The organism is Paenibacillus sp. Y412MC10, from assembly GCF_000024685.1.
Taxonomy (GTDB): domain Bacteria; phylum Bacillota; class Bacilli; order Paenibacillales; family Paenibacillaceae; genus Paenibacillus_AQ; species Paenibacillus_AQ lautus_A.
In genome coordinates this window covers 2,520,012-2,538,891 of sequence record NC_013406.1, presented here as the reverse complement: position 1 = coordinate 2,538,891, position 18,880 = coordinate 2,520,012, and the positions used below count along the sequence as shown (strand labels likewise).

22 protein-coding genes and 2 pseudogenes are annotated in these 18,880 nt (G+C 50.5%); all 24 read right to left on the bottom strand.

The features are described from left to right. Positions 1-100 precede the first annotated feature (100 nt). Positions 101-703, bottom strand: a complete 603-nt coding sequence (locus GYMC10_RS11020) for a UbiX family flavin prenyltransferase (protein ID WP_015734528.1) — start codon at positions 701-703, stop codon at positions 101-103. Further along, a complete protein-coding gene (locus GYMC10_RS11015) occupies positions 703-1,575 on the bottom strand; it encodes a UbiA-like polyprenyltransferase (protein WP_009595147.1) in 873 nt (290 codons plus the stop codon). The genes GYMC10_RS11020 and GYMC10_RS11015 overlap by 1 nt, the downstream gene beginning before the upstream one ends. Then, a pseudogene (locus GYMC10_RS11010) lies at positions 1,568-1,813 on the bottom strand (class I SAM-dependent methyltransferase); the annotation flags it as partial. The pseudogene GYMC10_RS11010 and the gene GYMC10_RS11015, both read right to left, overlap by 8 nt. 14 nt (positions 1,814-1,827) lie before the next feature. Next, positions 1,828-3,036 carry an IS4-like element ISVsa5 family transposase gene (locus GYMC10_RS11005; protein WP_001339197.1) on the bottom strand — a complete coding sequence of 403 codons (1,209 nt, stop codon included), beginning with the start codon at positions 3,034-3,036 and terminating at the stop codon, positions 1,828-1,830. Between the two features lie 109 nt (positions 3,037-3,145). Then, positions 3,146-3,664, bottom strand: a pseudogene (locus GYMC10_RS11000) (demethylmenaquinone methyltransferase); the annotation flags it as partial. Positions 3,665-3,673: 9 nt separating this feature from the next. After that, a complete protein-coding gene (locus GYMC10_RS10995) occupies positions 3,674-4,534 on the bottom strand; it encodes a heptaprenyl diphosphate synthase component 1 (RefSeq protein WP_015734527.1) in 861 nt (286 codons plus the stop codon). A gap of 103 nt (positions 4,535-4,637) precedes the next feature. After that, positions 4,638-5,189: a hypothetical protein gene (locus GYMC10_RS10990; RefSeq protein WP_015734526.1), complete on the bottom strand. Its 552-nt coding sequence runs from the start codon at positions 5,187-5,189 to the stop codon at positions 4,638-4,640. A 112-nt stretch (positions 5,190-5,301) separates the two neighbouring features. Beyond that, on the bottom strand, positions 5,302-6,264 hold the full coding sequence (locus tag GYMC10_RS10985) for a prenyltransferase (protein WP_015734525.1): 963 nt from the start codon (positions 6,262-6,264) through the stop codon (positions 5,302-5,304). Positions 6,265-6,385: 121 nt separating this feature from the next. Then, positions 6,386-6,964 carry a DoxX family membrane protein gene (locus tag GYMC10_RS10980; protein WP_015734524.1) on the bottom strand — a complete coding sequence of 193 codons (579 nt, stop codon included), beginning with the start codon at positions 6,962-6,964 and terminating at the stop codon, positions 6,386-6,388. A gap of 178 nt (positions 6,965-7,142) precedes the next feature. Next, positions 7,143-7,367 (bottom strand): trp RNA-binding attenuation protein MtrB, encoded by a 225-nt coding sequence (gene mtrB / locus GYMC10_RS10975; protein ID WP_009595134.1) that lies wholly within the window; start codon positions 7,365-7,367, stop codon positions 7,143-7,145. A gap of 85 nt (positions 7,368-7,452) precedes the next feature. Continuing rightward, positions 7,453-7,725 carry an HU family DNA-binding protein gene (locus GYMC10_RS10970; protein WP_006209463.1) on the bottom strand — a complete coding sequence of 91 codons (273 nt, stop codon included), beginning with the start codon at positions 7,723-7,725 and terminating at the stop codon, positions 7,453-7,455. Between the two features lie 259 nt (positions 7,726-7,984). Then, positions 7,985-9,463, bottom strand: a complete 1,479-nt coding sequence (spoIVA, locus tag GYMC10_RS10965) for a stage IV sporulation protein A (protein ID WP_009595160.1) — start codon at positions 9,461-9,463, stop codon at positions 7,985-7,987. Positions 9,464-10,068: 605 nt separating this feature from the next. Then, positions 10,069-10,821 carry a hypothetical protein gene (locus GYMC10_RS10960; protein WP_085982511.1) on the bottom strand — a complete coding sequence of 251 codons (753 nt, stop codon included), beginning with the start codon at positions 10,819-10,821 and terminating at the stop codon, positions 10,069-10,071. A 24-nt stretch (positions 10,822-10,845) separates the two neighbouring features. Continuing rightward, on the bottom strand, positions 10,846-11,205 hold the full coding sequence (locus GYMC10_RS10955; protein ID WP_015734522.1) for a 2Fe-2S iron-sulfur cluster-binding protein: 360 nt from the start codon (positions 11,203-11,205) through the stop codon (positions 10,846-10,848). A gap of 60 nt (positions 11,206-11,265) precedes the next feature. Then, positions 11,266-11,856 (bottom strand): hypothetical protein, encoded by a 591-nt coding sequence (locus tag GYMC10_RS10950; RefSeq protein WP_015734521.1) that lies wholly within the window; start codon positions 11,854-11,856, stop codon positions 11,266-11,268. A 43-nt stretch (positions 11,857-11,899) separates the two neighbouring features. Then, positions 11,900-12,079 carry a DUF2768 family protein gene (locus GYMC10_RS10945; RefSeq protein ID WP_006209457.1) on the bottom strand — a complete coding sequence of 60 codons (180 nt, stop codon included), beginning with the start codon at positions 12,077-12,079 and terminating at the stop codon, positions 11,900-11,902. 144 nt (positions 12,080-12,223) lie between these two features. Continuing rightward, positions 12,224-12,499 (bottom strand): stage VI sporulation protein F, encoded by a 276-nt coding sequence (locus GYMC10_RS10940; protein WP_009595189.1) that lies wholly within the window; start codon positions 12,497-12,499, stop codon positions 12,224-12,226. A 63-nt stretch (positions 12,500-12,562) separates the two neighbouring features. Further along, positions 12,563-13,603, bottom strand: a complete 1,041-nt coding sequence (locus GYMC10_RS10935) for an NAD(P)H-dependent glycerol-3-phosphate dehydrogenase (RefSeq protein ID WP_015734520.1) — start codon at positions 13,601-13,603, stop codon at positions 12,563-12,565. Then, positions 13,596-14,222 carry a glycerol-3-phosphate 1-O-acyltransferase PlsY gene (plsY, locus tag GYMC10_RS10930; protein ID WP_015734519.1) on the bottom strand — a complete coding sequence of 209 codons (627 nt, stop codon included), beginning with the start codon at positions 14,220-14,222 and terminating at the stop codon, positions 13,596-13,598. The genes GYMC10_RS10935 and plsY overlap by 8 nt, the downstream gene beginning before the upstream one ends. An 11-nt stretch (positions 14,223-14,233) precedes the next feature. Next, positions 14,234-15,556 (bottom strand): ribosome biogenesis GTPase Der, encoded by a 1,323-nt coding sequence (gene der / locus GYMC10_RS10925; protein WP_009595099.1) that lies wholly within the window; start codon positions 15,554-15,556, stop codon positions 14,234-14,236. 211 nt (positions 15,557-15,767) lie between these two features. Further along, entirely contained in the window at positions 15,768-16,985 is a 1,218-nt protein-coding gene (gene rpsA / locus GYMC10_RS10920; protein ID WP_015734518.1) for a 30S ribosomal protein S1, read from the bottom strand. 120 nt (positions 16,986-17,105) lie between these two features. After that, positions 17,106-17,696 (bottom strand): lysophospholipid acyltransferase family protein, encoded by a 591-nt coding sequence (locus GYMC10_RS10915; RefSeq protein WP_015734517.1) that lies wholly within the window; start codon positions 17,694-17,696, stop codon positions 17,106-17,108. 21 nt (positions 17,697-17,717) lie between these two features. Then, on the bottom strand, positions 17,718-18,398 hold the full coding sequence (gene cmk / locus GYMC10_RS10910) for a (d)CMP kinase (protein WP_015734516.1): 681 nt from the start codon (positions 18,396-18,398) through the stop codon (positions 17,718-17,720). 176 nt (positions 18,399-18,574) lie between these two features. After that, on the bottom strand, positions 18,575-18,862 hold the full coding sequence (locus GYMC10_RS10905; protein ID WP_015734515.1) for a DUF5359 family protein: 288 nt from the start codon (positions 18,860-18,862) through the stop codon (positions 18,575-18,577). Positions 18,863-18,880: the final 18 nt, after the last annotated feature.

Here is an 18,880-nt window from a genome sequence, read left to right as displayed (position 1 = left end):
GCAGGCCAAGCTCTGATGCGAACTTGAAATATAAGCGTAACCCTTCCTGTTGTCGTTCATCAAATCGCAGCACAGGTTAATGCCTGAACCATTGTTGTTGCTAGTCACCCCATCTGGTGTACAATTCATGTTCGATGCGTAAGCTGTCCAATACCTTGCCGACCAAAAAATGGACGATATCATCAATCGTTTTCGGTCCATGATAGAAGGCTGGCATCGCCGGAATGATTTTGACCCCAAGCTTGGCCAGCGTCAGCATGTTCTCCAGGTGAATGGCATGCAGCGGCGTTTCTCTCGGGACAAGCACCAGAGGACGGCCCTCCTTCATCATGACGTCGGCGGCGCGGCCCATCAGGTTATCGGAAGATCCGTGCGCCACTGAGGATAACGTGCCCATCGAGCATGGCATGATAATCATGCCTTCCACCAGGTAAGAGCCGCTGGCAATCGTAGCTCCGATGTCGGAGATCGGATGGTATATCACGTTCCCCTCGAAACCGCCGAATTTCTCGGCCAGCACTTCCTCGCGGTTGCCCGCCTGAAAGCCCATTTCCTCCTTCAGCACGCGCCAGCCCGCATTAGAGATAATCAATTGCACATCGTAGCCCAGCGAGAGCAGGGTCTCCGTTAGACGAACCCCGTATATGCTGCCGCTGGCCCCCGTAATGCCGACAACCCAGCTCTTTCTGCGCATGGATTTCATCAGATATAACGCACCACCAAATCAATGAGAGTGAATACGAACAGAATGATGCTCAGCGTACTGTTCATGGTAAAGAACGCGGTTTGCAGGCGGCTCATATCATTTGGCGACAAGATGTAGTGCTGATAGAACAAAATTCCGCAAGCGATCACCATGCCCGCCAAATACCACCAGCCCACCGGCGTTACAAAGAAAAGAACGATAAAACCGACAGCCGTAACGACGTGGAACCCGCGAGCGAACCAGAGCGCTTTGTGCAGGCCGAACCGGGAAGGAATCGAGTACAGCCTTTCTTTTGCATCAAACTTCTCGTCTTGGCATGCATAAACGATATCAAATCCGCCCGTCCAAAACGCAAGCGCGATATAAAACACCATCGCCTTCCAGTCGATTTGACCGGTTACCGCAACCCATCCGCCCAGCGGGGCAAGCGCCGTTGTAAGACCGAGCACCAGATGGCAAAGCCATGTGAACCGTTTGGTAAAGGAATAAATGATAAGCATGAAAATAGCGATAGGCAGCAAACGGAAAGCAAACGGGTCCAGCATGTAAGTAGCCCAGAAAAACACGGCGAAAGACAGAATAATAAATATGATGACCTCCAGCGGCTTCAGCAGGCCTGCCGGAATGGCGCGATTAGCCGTACGGGGGTTCTTGGCATCGATATGTTGGTCGGTTAGCCGGTTGAGTCCGAAAGCTGCGCTTCGCGCACCGAACATGGCAAGAAAGATCCAGCCGATATCTCCCCAAGACGGTAATCGGTCAAACACGACGGCCGATCCTAGAATCGCCCCCATAAAAGCGAAAGGCAGAGCAAACAGCGTATGCTCCACTTTAATCATTTCAAGATAAGTTCCTATTTTCTTAAACATCCAGATTCTCCTTGATCCCAATATGTAAGGCTGCTATGCCACCAGTCAAGGGAAAGGCCTGAACCTGTTGAAGTCCGGTCTGACGGAAAGCTTCGGCTAACTCCTCTCGTCCCGGAAACAAAGCCAGCGATTCGGGCAGCCATTTATACTGCTCATAACGCTTGGCTACCAGTTTCCCCATCCGAGGCAGCACTTGTTGGAAATAAAAATAATAAATGCCTTTGAACGGCTGCCAAGTCCTGAGAGATCCCCTCATAATTTCCCCAAAGCGTAACCATGTGTGAATAAATTTTGAGCTAGTAGGGTTGCAGCCACGAGTAAGTCTTCCCTTGTTATTGTGTAGCCAGAATGCCGCAAAACTTCCATGCCTAAGCGAACTGTTGAGAGTACGTTTCGATTTCTGACTGTGTTAGCCTGGAAGTGCTTGTCCCAACCTTGTTTCTGAGCATGAACGCCCGCAAGCCAACATGTTAGTTGAAGCATCAGGGCGATTAGCAGCATGATATCAAAACGCTCTGAGCTGCTCGTTCGGCTATGGCGTAGGCCTAGTCCGTAGGCAGGACTTTTCAAGTCTCGGAAGGTTTCTTCAATCTGCATTCGCTTCGAATAGATATTAACAAGTTGTTTGGGTGTTCGAATTTCAACAGGTAAGTTAGTTGCTAGAACCCATGGCTCCTTTGCCGACGCTGAGTAGATTTTAGGTGACGGGTGGTGACAATGAGTCCGTGTCGAGCGCTGATTTTTTCGGCCTTTAGAGCGAGATTTATACAATAGAATTTGGCATGAGATTGGATTGCTTTTAGTCAGCCTCTTATAGCCTAAAGTCTTTGAGTGACTAGATGACATATCATGTAAGTTGCTGATAGGTTTCCAGTTTTCCGCTCCTAGGTCTGCATATTGTACTTTTCCTCTTACTCGACTTAACCAGTACCAACCCAGCTTCTCAACGGATTTATACCATGGCACTTTAAAGCCAGCATCACTGACAATGAGCGGTGTGGTGTTACTCGGTAGAATGCTCGCAAGGTCGGCTAGAAATTGGTCATGAGCTTTCTTTGAACATTGCTCTGAAAGCGGGAACGCTTTCTCATAAAGAGTAACAGAACGACCGTGTAGTGCGACTGAAGCTCGCAATACCATAAGTCGTTTTTGCTCACGAATATCAGACCAGTCAACAAGTACAATGGGCATCGTATTGCCCGAACAGATAAAGCTAGCATGCCAACGGTATACAGCGAGTCGCTCTTTGTGGAGGTGACGATTACCTAACAATCGGTCGATTCGTTTGATGTTATGTTTTGTTCTCGCTTTGGTTGGCAGGTTACGGCCAAGTTCGGTAAGAGTGAGAGTTTTACAGTCAAGTAATGCGTGGCAAGCCAACGTTAAGCTGTTGAGTCGTTTTAAGTGTAATTCGGGGCAGAATTGGTAAAGAGAGTCGTGTAAAATATCGAGTTCGCACATCTTGTTGTCTGATTATTGATTTTTCGCGAAACCATTTGATCATATGACAAGATGTGTATCCACCTTAACTTAATGATTTTTACCAAAATCATTAGGGGATTCATCAGTGCCAAGTCGGCTTGGACAGTTCGAGACATACCACCATTCCGCCGGGCTTAACCACGCGTTTCATCTCACGCAGAACCTGCATGTAATCCGGCACATTGCGAAGACCGAAACCAATCGTCGCGTAATCGAATTGGTTATCTTCGAACGGCAGGCTCATGGCGTTTCCCTGAACCAGCTCGATCTGTGGTTCGAGTCCATGCTTGGCAACCTTCTCCCGGCCGACGTTCAGCATCCCCTCACTGAAGTCGAGTCCGACTATGTGTCCGGATTCACTTGCCTGGGCCATGCTAATCGTCCAGTCGCAAGTTCCGCAGCATAGGTCGATGGCCGTATCGCCATGGCGCATGTTCATCTTTTTCATCGTATACCTGCGCCAAGCTTTATGTCTTCGAAAGCTGAGAATGTCGTTCATCAGGTCGTATTTGCCCGATATGCTTTCGAAGACGGAATGGACGTACTGCTCTTTCGGATTTTTGCCGTCATGCTTGATTGCGTCTAACTTGGTTGTTTGATTATCCACTGCATCCCCCTACCCTTCACTTACGACGGACCGATATGTGCTGAGCCGTTTCAGAAACGGGTCCAGCACACCGGCGTACGGGCTCTCGCCCACGCGGCCTCCCAGCAGCTGCTGTACGGCGCTGACGGATTCCCGGAGCTTGTCCAGCAGCTTCTCCGAAGCCTTATGCTTCAGAATCAGCTTCCGCCAATCCTTCATATCCGTTTTTCTGCCCACCAGCATTTTCCGTTCCTCGTCGCTTCCCGACTCGATCAGATGCCAGTACGCGTAGCCGCATCTGCCGATGTCAGGCGTCGCACAGCGTTCCATCTCCTGCACAAGCGTTTCACATTCCGTAATTTCCTTGAGCAGCTTCTCCCATGTTTCTTGCACGGACACCTCAAGCAGCGGAGTAAAAGAAAGAAACAGCTGCATATTCAGCTGTACCGTTAGCTGTAGATATTCTTCAGAAGGCAGCAGGTTTTTTTTCATTTTGCCGTATAATCTCATCTTCATCACGTTCACTTCGCTAACCGCTTTGCTCAGAAGCGAGATGACGGCAATTTCGCCCTTCAGGGCCAGGAGCTGATAAAAACGGCTGCTGAAGTAATCCCCTGCGAGCACTTTCAGCTGCCGGGAGCGCATCATTGCCTCTCCTTGATTGCCTTCCGTAACGTCGATGCTTTCATGCGTATCGAGTCCCACCTGAACCAGTGAGGTAACCAGCGCGTATAATTCTTCGTGTCCGGCAATATTCCGTCCCGAATCCATTAAAAATATGTATAACAAATGAACACGGGCATCCGGAAAACCCGGAAGTTCCGTGTGGTTCTGAATCATATCATAGTTTATATATTTCTCTGCCAGTTCTGGTACGCGATACGGTTTCATTCTCAGCCTCCGTGCACTTGATGTTCTTTTGTCCAATTGAGCCCACAATCCAATCTATTATAACACATGTTCAGGGCACGTACATGCCCTGTCATCTACTATTTTACCCCTTTCCAGGGCCGCTGAACTGCTTTGGCCAAAGATTCGTAAAGGTCAGGTTCAACGCAGCAGCGACGGAAGGCGGCACATCCTCGTTCTCCAGCTGGGTTAGGACTTCCGCATAGCGTGAATCCCATGCCTCCCTGTTCATATTCGAGGCCAGCAGCATATACCGTTTTCCTCCCCAGCGATCGATGGCAACCACCCTGAGATACAGCTGCCTCACATTATCCGTGCCATCGAACGAATAGGACATAATGCTGGCGATGTCCTCATAAACCTCGGAGGCCGTCTCCGTGGCATCGCTCAATTTGATATCCAGCGTCAAAGCGCCTTCTTCATAGTCCGCCCGGCTTATCTGCAGATTCAGAGGTAGACTCATCAGGGAATCCACTAAGCCGGCATCGCTTAATTCGCGGCTGTGATAAGGCACCGCCGCGGGTACAGCGCCGACCTTATAACGAGCTTGCGATTGGAGCCCCATCAACAGGCCAAGCAGGATGAATGCAATCGCCGCAGGCAAGAGTACCGCTTGTACGGATTGCCAATGCTTCATGACCGAAACCTCCTCTGTTCCTAGTTTCTTCCGCTCCTCTGAAGTCCATACCTCATTGTATAAAGAAAAAAAGCAGGCTATGCCTGCTTCTCGTAAAACGAACGGGATTCGGTTAGAAAAGCGAAAGCGAGGTCATTGTCACGGCCACAGCCAGCGCCGCGATCCTGGCCAAATTCATGACCACGAAATTTTGCACCGCGATCACGAAGGTTTTCTCTTTGGATGGATGTGCGGTAAATGCGGCACCTTTTTTATATACCGGGACAATGGTGACGAACACCAGCAGAACCAGCACAGGGTGCACCTTCATCAGAAGAAGAGCCGCCAAGTCCAGATAAGCAAGGCAGTACAGAACCCGGAACAGTCTCAGCGAATGCTTGAAGCCGATATATACCGGCAGCGTATACCGTCTGTTCTCCAAATCCTCATCCATGTCGCAGATGTTATTGGCCAGCATGATGTTGGCAATCCCGAGAATGGCCGGCAATGACACGACCAGCAGCAGCAGCACCTCGGGAAGGTTCACCTGAAGGGAGAGGACGCTCCCTTGAATATCCATAACCGCCAGATGGCTGCCCTCAGCATGGATCCAAGCCGAGATGAAGATGATGACAAACCCCATGAACAATCCGGAGAACAGCTCGCCTAGCGGCATCCGCGAAATCGGAATCGGTCCGAACGAATATAATATCCCTACGGCGAAGGACATTCCGCCAAGCAGCAGAATTAACCAGCCCGTGGACAGGAACAGCGCTATGCCGGATCCGACGGCCGTCAGCAGCAGCAGAGCGATGACGGACACAACCGCCGGCTCTTTCAGGTTATAACGTACGATGGCATTATGCTGCTCGTAACCGAAGCCGTTCTTTTTAATCGCTTTTTTGTAATCGTAATAATTATTGATCGCCGTTGTTGCCATATCAAACGACAGCAATGATGCGAGCATCAGGGCAAAATGATACCCATTGAACTGTTGAAAACGAAACAGCGCATACAAGGTTCCGAACAGGAACGGGATCATGCTGGCAACCTTCGTCTGTATTTCCACCAGTTTAAAAAAAGCACGGATTCCCATGACCATCATCCTTTATCCATATTGATCTGATTTCAGATTAAAGGATTTCATGGCCGCGGTCTGTTCGAATTGTACTTGACAAACGCGTGATGAAAGTGACGAATGTTACTTTTGGACAGGATCAAACTTGTTCCGGAATATCCTTATCCTTGCGCCTGCGGCTCCAAGGCGTACCCAGCAGCGGCAGCGCCCAGCGGTCCAAGCCGTACCAGCCCGCGACTTTCCAAGCCAGCACCAGCCAAGTCGCCAATATAAACAACAACGGATTGGAGCTTACCGTGCCCGCGAATAAAAAGCTGGCATTCATTAACCCGCCGAAAAACGCGGCAATACCGGTCAGCAGACCCAAAATCAGCCCGAGTCCTACCAGTACCTCGCCGAAGGCCACCATATAGGCAAACAGCTTGGCATTGGGAAGCACAAACCCCTCTAGGAAAGAAGCATACCATCCGGTGACGTCCTTTCCTTCTTCCGCCTTTGCCAGCGCGCCGCCGACAAAGCCCTTAATGGCCGCTCCGGCTTCGCTTCCCGTCCAGGCTTCGGCCGTCAGCTTTTTCAAGCCCGACGTTAACCACGCGTAACCGAGATAGAGCCTAACCAGCAGCCATATCCACGCCGAGCGCGTACTGTTGAACAAAAACATGGATACCGGATTTTCAGGGACCACAATATACTGTCCGTCTCTGTATTGTTTCGCCATGATTTCTGCAATCATCCTTTCGCATTTTTATTCATTCCATTCCCGCTAGTATATCCATTGTTCGATAAAGCGGCAAGTGCCTTTAACAATTTGTTAACACACATCCCGCGCGAATAAACTCGGAATACAAAAAAAGCCCCACCAAAATGGCGGGGCTTTTTCTATATGATGTTTTTCCTCAGATGCCGGATTCGATCTTCCCGTGCTTGGTCATGATCTCGGCTTTGCCGCGTATTTTCACCGCGGACGTATGATCCGTGAACTGGGCGATGATGACTTCGCCTTTGTCCAGCTTCTCGGTATGATGAAAGCGGGTATCCTGACCGCGGGTAAGACCGATTACCTGCACGCCATGGTCCAGCGCTTTGACAATAAAATAATCGCCGTTCTGAACGTTCTCCATTTTCCAGGCCTCCTCGCCGTAAGCCTAAAAGAAAAGGCCGTGAACGAATTCACGACCTGTGCTCTTAGGTAATATGTAGAAATCTTTATTTGATTCCGTCTTTGAGCGCTTTACCAGGTTTAAATGCAGGAATTTTGCTCGCAGGGATTTCGATTTCTTCACCTGTTTGCGGGTTGCGGCCTTTCCGTGCGGAACGCTCGCGAACCTCGAAGTTGCCAAAACCGACCAGTTGTACCTTGTCTCCACTTTGCAATGCTTCGGAGATTGCATCGAAAACGGCATCAACCGCTTTAGTTGCATCTTTCTTGGAAAGCTCAGTAGATTCAGCTACTTGTGTAATCAGATCCGATTTATTCATTCTTTCACCTCCCTAACAAGGAATGTGCTCCACTTGCTATTCACTGTTTCCGTTTTACCGCAAATTATACGTGCAATCGGGTATTTTACCCCTATCTCGCGTTTAGAATGCATGACGCGGAACAAATTTATAGTAATACAGCCATCTCATAATTTCAAGCGTTTTGCTTTGCTGGGCCAAAGAAAACATGAAAAACAGCCGCTAATCGGGACTTTTGACCCGTTAGCGACTGCATTTTCAACTCCTTTTCGGCGCCCACTTAAAGAATGATTGCGATCAAACCGCCGGAGCCTTCGTTAATGATGCGACCCAAGGTTTCCTGCAATTTGTATCTGGCATTGTCTGGCATCATCGCGATTTTTCCTTGGATTCCTTCACGGACGATCGAGTGCAGCGAGCGTCCGAATATGTCGGATTCCCAAATTTTGATCGGATCGTTCTCGAAGTCCTGCATCAGGTAGCGCACAAGCTCCTCGCTCTGCTTCTCCGTGCCGATGATCGGCGAGAACTCGGATTCCACGTCCACCCGAATCATATGAATGGATGGCGCGGTCGCTTTCAATCTTACTCCGAAGCGGGTGCCTTGACGGATGAGCTCAGGCTCATCAAGCGCCATCTCGGCCAGGGAAGGAGCGGCGATGCCGTACCCCGTCGTTTTGACCATCTCAAGCGCTTCGGCGAAGCGGTCGTATTCCCGTTTGGCATGGGAGAACTCCTGCATCAGCTGCAGCAGATGATCCTTGCCTCGGATCTCGACACCCACGACCTCCATCAAGATCCGGTCATACAGTTCGTCAGGCGCGAAGAGGTCGATCTCGGCAACGCCCTGACCCATATTCATGCCGCTGAGTCCGGCGTGGTTGATGAAATCATATTCCATGAACTGGCTAACCACACGATCCACGTCACGCAGACGGCGGATATCTTTCACGGTATCTCTCACCGAGTTTTCATAGTTGCTGCGGAGCCAGTGGTTCTCGTTAAGCACCATAACCCAGCTAGGCAGATTGACATTCACTTCATGCACCGGGAACTCATACAATACCTCACGAAGCACACCGGTCACGTCATCATCGGTCATGGTAGCCGCACTCAGCGTCATGACCGGAATATCGTATTTCTCTGCCAGCTCATTGCGCAGCTGAAGGGCTTCTTCGCTGCGGGGACGCGTCGAGTTAATGACAACAACAAACGGCTTGCCGACTTCCTTCAGTTCCTCGATGACGCGCTCCTCGGCCTCAACATAAGAGCTTCGCGGGATCTCCGCAATGCTTCCGTCCGTCGTGACAACGACGCCAAGCGTGGAGTGCTCCTGAATGACTTTGCGGGTTCCGATTTCAGCCGCTTCCTGGAACGGAATCGGCTCTTCGAACCATGGCGTCGAGATCATTCTCGGGCCATTCTCGTCCTCGTAACCCTTGGCGCCTTCAACGGCATAACCAACACAATCGACCAATCTTACGTTGACCTCAAGGCCATCCGTAACCTTGATTTGTACCGCGTTGTTCGGCACGAATTTCGGCTCGGTCGTCATGATCGTTTTCCCTGCAGCACTTTGAGGCAGCTCATCGACAGCTCTTACTCGATCCGCCTCGTTCGTAATGTTCGGGAGAACAACCGTCTCCATAAACCGCTTGATGAACGTTGATTTTCCCGTACGGACGGCACCGACAACACCTAAGTAAATGTCCCCTCCGGTCCGTTCGGCAATGTCCTTAAAAATGTCCACTTTTTCCAAAAGAGATCCCCTCCTCAAATTACTCCGAAGGAAAAATGCTTTAAGAGCATCCGCTTCGTGTTCCACTCATAGCCAAAGCCATTGCAACAGATGAGCAGCCTTTACAATGTCGCCAGCATCCCGCCGCCGGTATTCCATGAGTTTGGATGGAAACGGCAAAGCGGCGTAACTCGTACATGCATTTGGACTAGTAACATCATATGTACCGGGTTCAAAAATATGACGGTTGCCCCTTAAAGTCCGTCCAGTTTTTTTTAAGATATCGAATATGCCTGCAACTGCCAGACACGCAATCGAATACCGTAAGAAAAACCACCACTCGGGGCACGGTCTGTCTTCGCGCTGTCACGCCTTTCAGACGCTTTCTAGTGCCTCATGATGTGGGCAACCGGCTCTTGCCCGCACTACTCTTTCAGATTATGAATATGCGCGGACTTTACTAGATATTCCAAAGAGATTCAGCCCTATTCCAAAAAACGATCCAAGAAGAGACTCGAGGATAAAAAAGTAGACCCGCCTTATGGCTGCCGTACCTCATTCTTCAGGCAGAAACCGGCAACCAGGCGGGACCAAAAAAATACCCGCCGATATCGGCGGGTACGGGTTTAGGATAGGGGCTGAGCCACAGGCTGCCCGTCCTTCCATGCATAGGGTACGGATTTAACGGGTACATAATAGGATTCTTTCTCCAGAAACACCCGTAAATCCTCTCCTTCTTTGGGCTCGGAGCCATTTTTCTGGATAGCCTGCATAATATCAAAGGCATAATCGGCGTACACCGTGCCCTCTTCATCCATCATAAAAGGCATTTCCTGGCCCGAGTATACACTCATTAACTTAAGGGATTTGGCCTCGGTTTTCGACAAATCCACCGCCGTATAACCCGGGTAGAGGGCTTCCCCTGCCGGAAGGGCGTTGTCATTCGCCATTTTGTACAGATTCACGGCTCGCTGAACGTCATTCACCTTCTGAGCCGTTGTTAAGTCCATGACCTTCACGGTCGGTTCGGTTTCCTCATTAATAATGAGAAAATAACCGCTGCCGCCTTTCTCGAAAGCCGTATCCGGAATTTGGTCGATATATCCTCGGCCCTTCAGCTGATCCAAATCGACCCGGTATTTCTCATACTTCGGAATTTCCGCGCCTGCCGTAATGATCGGCAGAATTCCTTGCTCTTGATAAAAATCGTCCACGGCCGACTGAATCCGTTTGACACTTTCCCTATAGGAAACCTTGTTCTCCTGCAGCTTCTCGTCAGGATATAGACAACCTGTCAGCAACATTGGAAACAGCACCAGGACTAAGACGGCAGACATCCGCTTCGTACGGTCAGCCGCTTGGGTCATCCAAGTGATCATACTCAACTAACATCATCCTTCGTTTTAAATAAAGTCATCGGGCTCCCGGTTCCTCGCTGCCTCCAGCTGCTTGCGTATCGCGGCTTTAAGGGGATCTTCGGGGATTATCACCTTCAAATGGCTTGTAATCCTCGTCTGGCAGGATAACCGGTAGCCTTGTTCCATCATCGACGTTCCCAGCTTCCTGATTTCCTTGGTCTCAGGAGCAGAGCAATGTCCGCGTTCCTCATCCGGTACCAGGATCTTGCACATCAGACAGCCTGCTTTGCCTCCGCAACGGGTCGGAATGCGTACACCGGCACGACGCGAGGCATCCAGCACATTCGTGTTCGGACGAACCTTGACCTTCTTCTGATCCGGCAGAAATAATACCTCGTACTCCAACGGTAAACCGCTCCTTTTCTTATGTACCCGATCTTCCATGCTGCCGGTTCGATTACCGTGCTATGGCTGTAGTCCGATTAATCGCTTCAATACCATCCGATGTTCCTCGCTCAACCGATTTCGGCTTAACAACCGCTGAAGCAGCGGCAAATGTTGGTTCATATCCCTCAACATCGTCTCCGCAATGGCATCGTAACGATCCGGTCTGTCTCGAAGCACATTAAACACCAGTTCATGGGATAACGGCATCAGCCGTACCGTGACGTCCCGTATGTGACGCGCTGGCGCTGCAGGATAGAGCAATTGATCGATTTCAACGCGATAGGAGGAACCCTCCGAATTCACTTCAAATCCGCCTACAAGTTCAATCGGGACTTTCTCTAATTCATAATGGCTCAGAATGGAAGAATATATCCCTTCCTGATCCAGCCGGGGAGCGTCTACTGCCAAAAGGGCCAGCGTCTCATGCAGCGGCTGAATCCCCCCTGCATCGGCGTAAATATCGATATCCCTCGGCGGCTTGCCTAATTCTACGCCCTGAAGGAGCAAGCAGCAGCTTCCACCCAGCAGCCAAGCGACAGGCGCCTGATTCAGTTTGTGAATGGCGGTAGCTAACGCCTTCTCCAATTCCGGCAGATCATTCAGCGTCATGCTGCACCCCTTTACCGTATCATCCCGGAAGCGGCTTCCCATATTAAATGATGGAAGCCAGTCCGATAATAAAACCGAAAATCATCATCATAAAGGCCACAAACGATAGCGTGCCGCGCAGAAAACCTTTGGTCTTGCTTCGCGCAAGCGTAACCACGATGACGGACAGCGCCATAATCAATAATGCGACAAGGGACAGCCACATCTTTTGCATCGGATCCATGTCACGAAACTCTCCAATCTCTCTTCAAATTATTCAACCTATTATATCACGAAAATGATAGTGCCTCACCCTGAGTATGGCGAAAAAAAGAACAAAAGCCGCATTCCCGCAAAGGATGCGTCTTTTGTTCATGATCAGCATATCTTATTTGTTCATCATCATTTTCATCAAGGCTTCCATATTGCTCGGATTCATGCCGCTCTTCTTCACCGCTCCGACAATTTCCTGAATCGTGTCCTCGCTGACAGGTATGTTCGCCATAGCAGATACCTGCTTGATCAGCTGGCGGAGCTGGGCTTCATTTTGCATAGTAGACGGCTTAACCGTGCTAGCCAGCTTATTGACAGCCCCTGAAGAAATTTTCTTGCCGCTTTTCTTGTTAATCGCATTCAGTACATCCTTGTGAAAGCTTTTGCTCATTTCCACCCCTCCTCCGACATCCTCACACCAATATATGAGTCAATCCTCGGAATGGTGAATAAGCTAGGTGTGCCATTGCTCCCAAGTCTCGAGCGGCATCATTTCCATCTCGGTCTTGGGGTCCCGGCCCATTAAGGCTTCCACGGCGACGCGGGGATTCCGGTCTTTAAACAACACATGGTACAGCTGGTCGGCAATCGGCATCTGCACCCCGTATTTCTCGGAAATGGCATGCGCGGCTTTGGTCGTGCGTATTCCTTCCACCACCATCCCCATGGATGCGAGAACCTCATCAAGCTTCTTGCCCTGCCCAAGCATCGATCCTGCACGCCAGTTCCGGCTGTGCTGGCTCGTAGCGGTAACCACGAGGTCGCCGATCCCGGCAAGCCCGGCAAACGTCAGCGGATTCGCGCCCATCTCCATGCCGATTCGCAAAATTTCTGCCAATCCCCTCGTAATAAGCGCCGCCTTGGCGTTGTCGCCGAAGCCCAATCCGTCGGACATGCCGGCGCCCAAAGCGATAATATTCTTCAGCGCTCCGGCCAATTCCACGCCGATCATATCCCGGTTCGTGTACACTCTGAAATACGTGTTCATAAACAGATCCTGGGCGGCGGCGGCGGCCTTGGCGTCCAAGGATGCCACAACGACCGTTGTAGGGCAGCGTCTCACCACTTCCTCCGCATGGCTGGGTCCTGATAGTACGACTACGCGACCTTCCTCGCAGCCCAGCTCTTCGGATATGACGGTCGACATCCGCTTCAGGGATTCAATCTCGAATCCTTTGGTTGCGTGAATCACCAGCATATCTTCGCTCCAATACTGCTTCAGCTGGCCCGAAACCTCCCGCATCGCGGACGATGGTGCAACGATAACCACAGCAGCAGCCGAAGAGACCGCCTCTTCCATATCGGTCGTGGCGCGAATGTTCGAAGATAACTCCACACCGGGCAAATAACGGTTGTTGGTATGCAGTTCGTTAATTTCACGGGTCTGTTCCTCCGTTCTCGTCCAGACGACAACATCCAGATCATTCGAAGCGAGAACACTTGCCAAAGCGGTTCCCCAACTGCCTGCCACCAGAACAGCGACTTTGTCAGACAACGCGCTTCCCTCCTTTGTCCTTTCCTTTTCCGGAACCAAGCTTGTTTTCACGTCCCTGTACAAGCTTCACGATGTTCGAGCGATGACGCCAGAAGGCGAATACGCATATGATCAAGCTTGTCCAAAAGATCGGCCAGGAATAATCCGCGATCAAGAGGAAAACAGGGGTAAGCACTACAAAAATAAGGGAACCCAAAGATACATAACGGGTAAAAACAATGGATAGAATGGCGATAACGCCTGCTATAAGCGCTGGAATGAAGCAGAGCGTAGCAAGCACCCCAATGGCGGTTGCAATTCCTTTGCCGCCTCGAAAGCGGAAGTAAAGAGGCCAATTATGACCGATGATGGCGGCAATGCCGCATAATCCCGGCAGCCACGCATTGTCTCCCCCGAGCCATCGTCCGATCCAAACCGCAGCGATGCCCTTAATTACATCCAAAGCCAATACCAGAATAGCAGGTCCTTTTCCCAGGACGCGAAGGGTATTGGTTGCCCCGGCGTTCCCGCTGCCATGCTGACGAATGTCGATCCCTTTCAGGATTTTGGCAAGCAGTACGCTAAAGCTTACCGAACCAAGTAAATAACAAACTACAATCGCTACGATCTCCAGAATCAAGCTATTCTCCCCTAACTCTCATCAGACTTTCTTCGAGTAAATATCCTGATGGGTGTACCTTCAAAGTCAAAAGCGGCCCGAATCTTGTTCTCAAGGTAACGCTCATATGAGAAGTGCATCAATTCCGGATCGTTGACGAATACGACCATGGTCGGCGGCTTGACCGCCACCTGTGTTGAATAGTTAATGCGCAATCTTCTTCCCTTATCCGTTGGAGGCGGGTTGATCGCAATCGCATCGGATATGACATCGTTTAGCAGATGCGTCTGCACGCGAAGGGAATGCTGATCGGCCACATGTTTAACGACAGGGAGCAGCTTCTGTAGCCGCTGCTTCGTCTTGGCCGACAAGAATACAACCGGCGCATAGGTCATGAACAGGAAATGGTCCCGGATCTTTTTCTCGAACTGCTGCATCGTCTTGTCGTCTTTCTCGACCATATCCCATTTGTTGACGACAAATAAAGACGCTTTACCGGCCTCATAGGCATAACCGGCGATATGCTTGTCCTGCTCGATAATGCCTTCTTCCCCGTTGATGAGCACGAGAACGACATCCGCCCGCTCGATGGCCCGCATGGCCCGCATGACGCTGTATTTCTCGGTGGTTTCATACACTTTTCCGCGTTTGCGCATGCCCGCCGTATCGATGAGGACGTACCGCTGCCCGTCTTTCTCGAATGGCGTATCGATCGCATCGCGGGTCGTGCCCGCAACGTCACTGACAATGACGCGCTCTTCTCCCAGAATGGCATTGACGAGAGAAGATTTGCCCACATTCGGTCTGCCGATCAAGGCGACACGAATAACATCCTCGTCATATTCGTCGTCTTCCAGTTCCGGCAGGTTCTCGACGACAACGTCCAAGAGATCGCCGATCCCTGTGCCGTGGCTGCCTGATATCCCGACAGGATCGCCAAATCCGAGGGAATAGAACTCATAGATATCATCAGCGCGCTTCAAATTATCCACTTTGTTTACGCTGAGTATGACAGGTTTACCGGAACGGAACAGAATCTGTGCAACTTCCTCGTCCGATTGGGTAACCCCCGTCTTCGCATCGCACATAAATACGATGACATCCGCTTCTTCAATCGCAAGCTCGGCTTGCATGCGTATGGATTTCAAAATCATGTCATCGCCGTCGATTTCGATACCGCCTGTATCGATGACACTGAACGCTTTACCGTTCCATTCGGCACTGCCGTAAATCCGGTCACGGGTAATCCCCGGTTTATCTTCAACGATGGCTAATCTGTCGCCGATCAATCGGTTAAATATGGTGGATTTACCGACGTTAGGCCTTCCGACGATAGCCACTACGGGTCTTGCCATAGTCACTCCTCCTGTCAATTCTTACGATTATCATCATAGCAAAAAACGTTACAATTGGCTAACCTTTCATCTGCATTTCTATTATGCTCTACCCCATGTTACAACATCCGTAAACGTTCGTCCCCTAAAAAAACAAATGGCGAACCCAGATTTCTGGGTTCGCCGACTTCGTTATGATAGGTCAATAGACCGAACAAAACTGTTCCCGGGCTTACTTGAATTTGCTCAGCTTATCGCCGAAACGCTCGCCAAGCGTAACGCTCATGCCTTGGTTGTTCAAAGAAACGTTCGGGTTGTCTTTCAGGTCGATTTTAGGACCTTTGGACGGTTTTTCAGCTCGCGGAGCTTGAGCTGGCGCTTCTTCGGTTTCTTTGATGCTCAGGCTGATACGCTGCTCGGAAGTGTTGATGTCAAGTACTTTAACCTGAACTTCTTGGCCTTCCTTCAGTACTTCTTGCGGAGTACCGATATGCTTGTGGGAGATTTGGGAGATATGAACCAAACCTTCTACGCCCGGTGCCAATTCAACGAAAGCTCCGAAGGTAACCAGACGTTTTACGACGCCCGTTACGATGTCGCCCGTGTTGAATTGCTCGCCAGCTGTTTCCCAAGGACCGGGAGCAGCCGCTTTGATGCTGAGGCTGATTTTGCCTTTTTCAGGATCCACTTTCAGCACTTTCACGCGCACTTGATCGCCTTCGGACAATACATCGGATGGCTTGTCAACATGGCTCCAAGCGATCTCGGATACGTGAACCAATCCGTCCACGCCGCCAACGTCAACGAATGCGCCGAATTGCGTGAGGCGTTGCACGGTGCCTTCCAGCACTTGTCCGTCTTGAAGCTCGGACATCACTTTTTGTTTGTTCGCTTCGAACTCTTCTTCCAGAACGTCCTTCTGGGAAAGAATCACTTTGTTGTTCTCGCGGTCCAGCTCTTTCACTTTTACGCGAAGCGTGCGGCCTTTGTAGTCGCTGAAGTCTTCAACGAAATGACGCTCGACCATGGAAGCAGGAATAAAGCCGCGTGCGCCGACATCGGCTACGAGTCCGCCTTTAACCACGTCGGCCACCGTTACTTCGAATACGTCCTGATCCGCAAAATGCTTCTCAAGCTCATCCCAAGAATTCTCGGTGTCGATCGCGCGTTTGGAAAGAACCAGGCTTTCCTTGTCGTCGTTGATGCTAACGACCTTGCACTCTACCTCTTGGCCAACCTGAACCGCATCCGATGCATTATCAAGCTGTACAGAAGACAGTTCGCGAACAGGAATTACACCGTCATATTTATATCCAATGCTTACGTAAGCTTGGTTGTCCTCCAGTTTGACGATCGTCCCTTTCACGGTGTCCCCTTTTTTCAAGGATACGATTTGGTCCAGCTGCTCTTGGTTTTCAGCAGCCTCTTGATTTCTTGTTTCTTCCGACATGTCAAATAACCTCCTCAATTCAAACCCCATTTATTTAAACTCGCATTCGCGAAGTTCAAAACATAATTGCTGTAGTATCTTTCCAACCTTCCCATGCTTTTTATGCATGGAGCGAATAAATCAGTTCTCGGTTGGTTTGCCGCTGGCCCGCATTTCGTGAATCTTGGCCATGATCAATTCGGTTGCCCCATCCAGTGCCTCCGGTGACTTGTCACCTTCGAACCGGGACAGATCCACGGGTGCGCCGTAGATGATTTTTACCTTTCGGAACGGCTTGTAGTCTCCAATAATGGCAGCCGGTACGACCGTTGCCCCACTGCGGAGAGCGAAGCTTGCCGCGCCACGTTTCGCCGCGGTTGCATCCGAATTGCGCGTGCCTTCAGGGAAGATTCCCATAATCTCGCCCGAACGCAAGATCGTAAGAGCTGTTTTGATGGAATCTTTACTTACGCCGCCGCGCTTAACCGGAAAGGCTCCAAGCTGACGAACCAGCCATCCGAACACCGGAATGTTGAACAGCTCGGCTTTGGCCATGAACTTCACCTGGCGCTTGACGTGAATGCCGACAGAAATCGGATCTCGTACGCTAATGTGATTGCTGCAGATTAGCACGCCGCCTTCCGAAGGTATGTTATGTACGCCGACAGATTCGAATCTGTAGAGAAAAGCGAACAAACCGCGGACCACCGCTCTGCAAAAAACGTAAATCATGCCTATTTCTCCCCATCCCCATTAAGTTTCGCAATATGAAAGAATCGCTTCGACAACCTGATTGATATCCATATGCGTCGTATCCAGTATGATGGCATCCTCTGCGCATCGGAGCGGGGACACTTCACGTTCCTGGTCCAGCCTGTCGCGTTCTGCGATATCTCTTTCCAATTGTTCCAGCGTTATGCCTTCATCACTTAACTCATGGAAGCGGCGGAGCGCACGTTCCTTGACACTGGCCGTCATGAAAATCTTCACCTCAGCATCCGGCAAAACCGTCGTGCCGATGTCGCGTCCATCCATGACAACGCCCTTATCCAGTGCCATTTGCTGCTGTAAACGGACAAGCTTTATTCGCAAACCTTCGATTCGTGCATATTGGGATACCACTGCACTAACCTGATGTGAACGAATATATGGCGTGACGTCTTCCCCGTTCAGCCAAACCATTTGACCATTTTCATGCGGTTTTAATTCAATCACCATGTTTTGTGCATGTTGAAGCACTTTTTCGGGATTTTCCGGAGAAATCCCTTGGTTCAGCATGAACCAGGTGACTGCCCTGTACATGGCGCCGGTATCCACGTAGATGTACTGCAGCCTGCTGGCTACCATACGCGCTACCGTGCTTTTGCCCGCGCCTGCCGGACCGTCGATGGCAATATTAATTCTGTCGCGATAACCTGTCCCCTGCATAACCAACGGGGCATTCCTCCTCAAACATATACCTCGAAATCGAAAGGGCTTACCATCCGATCAGGGACGGGATCACCGTTCCTCTAGTGAAAATATACAAGAAAGTCCGAGATAAACAAGGCACGATCTCATATTTCAAGAAAAAAGCAGGCGCCCGCCTGCGACGTGAAAATTATACCACACTAGCTAGAGCGATGCAAAAGAGAAGGGGTGTTTTCTCCCATCCAATCGTTTACATTTGGCTCATTAACGGGAACGCCCTCCATCTGCTGAATCGGCGAAAGGTAGGGCCGGCTTGGTTCATAATGCAATAGCAGCTGGACGATCACCAAAGCGAATGCGAGCCCTATCAGCAGCTTAAGCAGCACTTGACCGTATCGGTCATTAAGAGCTTGTCCTTTATCGCCCGGCATGGGATCCTGCCTAGTTTTTCGCCGCAGCTGATTTTGATCGTTAGATGCCTGGGACATAAGCACACGTTCCTTCCG

What these genes read in the sequence shown, in the direction of transcription:
- GYMC10_RS10905 (WP_015734515.1), bottom strand. Translation starts at nt 18,862, where the DNA reads ATGTCCCAGGCATCTAACGATCAAAATCAGCTGCGGCGAAAAACTAGG.
- GYMC10_RS11005 (WP_001339197.1), bottom strand. Translation starts at nt 3,036, where the DNA reads ATGTGCGAACTCGATATTTTACACGACTCTCTTTACCAATTCTGCCCC.
- GYMC10_RS10985 (WP_015734525.1), bottom strand. Translation starts at nt 6,264, where the DNA reads ATGGGAATCCGTGCTTTTTTTAAACTGGTGGAAATACAGACGAAGGTT.
- GYMC10_RS10990 (WP_015734526.1), bottom strand. Translation starts at nt 5,189, where the DNA reads ATGAAGCATTGGCAATCCGTACAAGCGGTACTCTTGCCTGCGGCGATT.
- rpsA (WP_015734518.1), bottom strand. Translation starts at nt 16,985, where the DNA reads ATGTCGGAAGAAACAAGAAATCAAGAGGCTGCTGAAAACCAAGAGCAG.
- GYMC10_RS10915 (WP_015734517.1), bottom strand. Translation starts at nt 17,696, where the DNA reads ATGATTTACGTTTTTTGCAGAGCGGTGGTCCGCGGTTTGTTCGCTTTT.
- GYMC10_RS11020 (WP_015734528.1), bottom strand. Translation starts at nt 703, where the DNA reads ATGAAATCCATGCGCAGAAAGAGCTGGGTTGTCGGCATTACGGGGGCC.
- GYMC10_RS10940 (WP_009595189.1), bottom strand. Translation starts at nt 12,499, where the DNA reads ATGAGCAAAAGCTTTCACAAGGATGTACTGAATGCGATTAACAAGAAA.
- GYMC10_RS10995 (WP_015734527.1), bottom strand. Translation starts at nt 4,534, where the DNA reads ATGAAACCGTATCGCGTACCAGAACTGGCAGAGAAATATATAAACTAT.
- GYMC10_RS11015 (WP_009595147.1), bottom strand. Translation starts at nt 1,575, where the DNA reads ATGTTTAAGAAAATAGGAACTTATCTTGAAATGATTAAAGTGGAGCAT.
- mtrB (WP_009595134.1), bottom strand. Translation starts at nt 7,367, where the DNA reads ATGGAGAACGTTCAGAACGGCGATTATTTTATTGTCAAAGCGCTGGAC.
- GYMC10_RS10970 (WP_006209463.1), bottom strand. Translation starts at nt 7,725, where the DNA reads ATGAATAAATCGGATCTGATTACACAAGTAGCTGAATCTACTGAGCTT.
- GYMC10_RS10980 (WP_015734524.1), bottom strand. Translation starts at nt 6,964, where the DNA reads ATGGCGAAACAATACAGAGACGGACAGTATATTGTGGTCCCTGAAAAT.
- GYMC10_RS10960 (WP_085982511.1), bottom strand. Translation starts at nt 10,821, where the DNA reads ATGATCACTTGGATGACCCAAGCGGCTGACCGTACGAAGCGGATGTCT.
- GYMC10_RS10950 (WP_015734521.1), bottom strand. Translation starts at nt 11,856, where the DNA reads ATGACGCTGAATGATCTGCCGGAATTGGAGAAGGCGTTAGCTACCGCC.
- der (WP_009595099.1), bottom strand. Translation starts at nt 15,556, where the DNA reads ATGGCAAGACCCGTAGTGGCTATCGTCGGAAGGCCTAACGTCGGTAAA.
- GYMC10_RS10945 (WP_006209457.1), bottom strand. Translation starts at nt 12,079, where the DNA reads ATGGATCCGATGCAAAAGATGTGGCTGTCCCTTGTCGCATTATTGATT.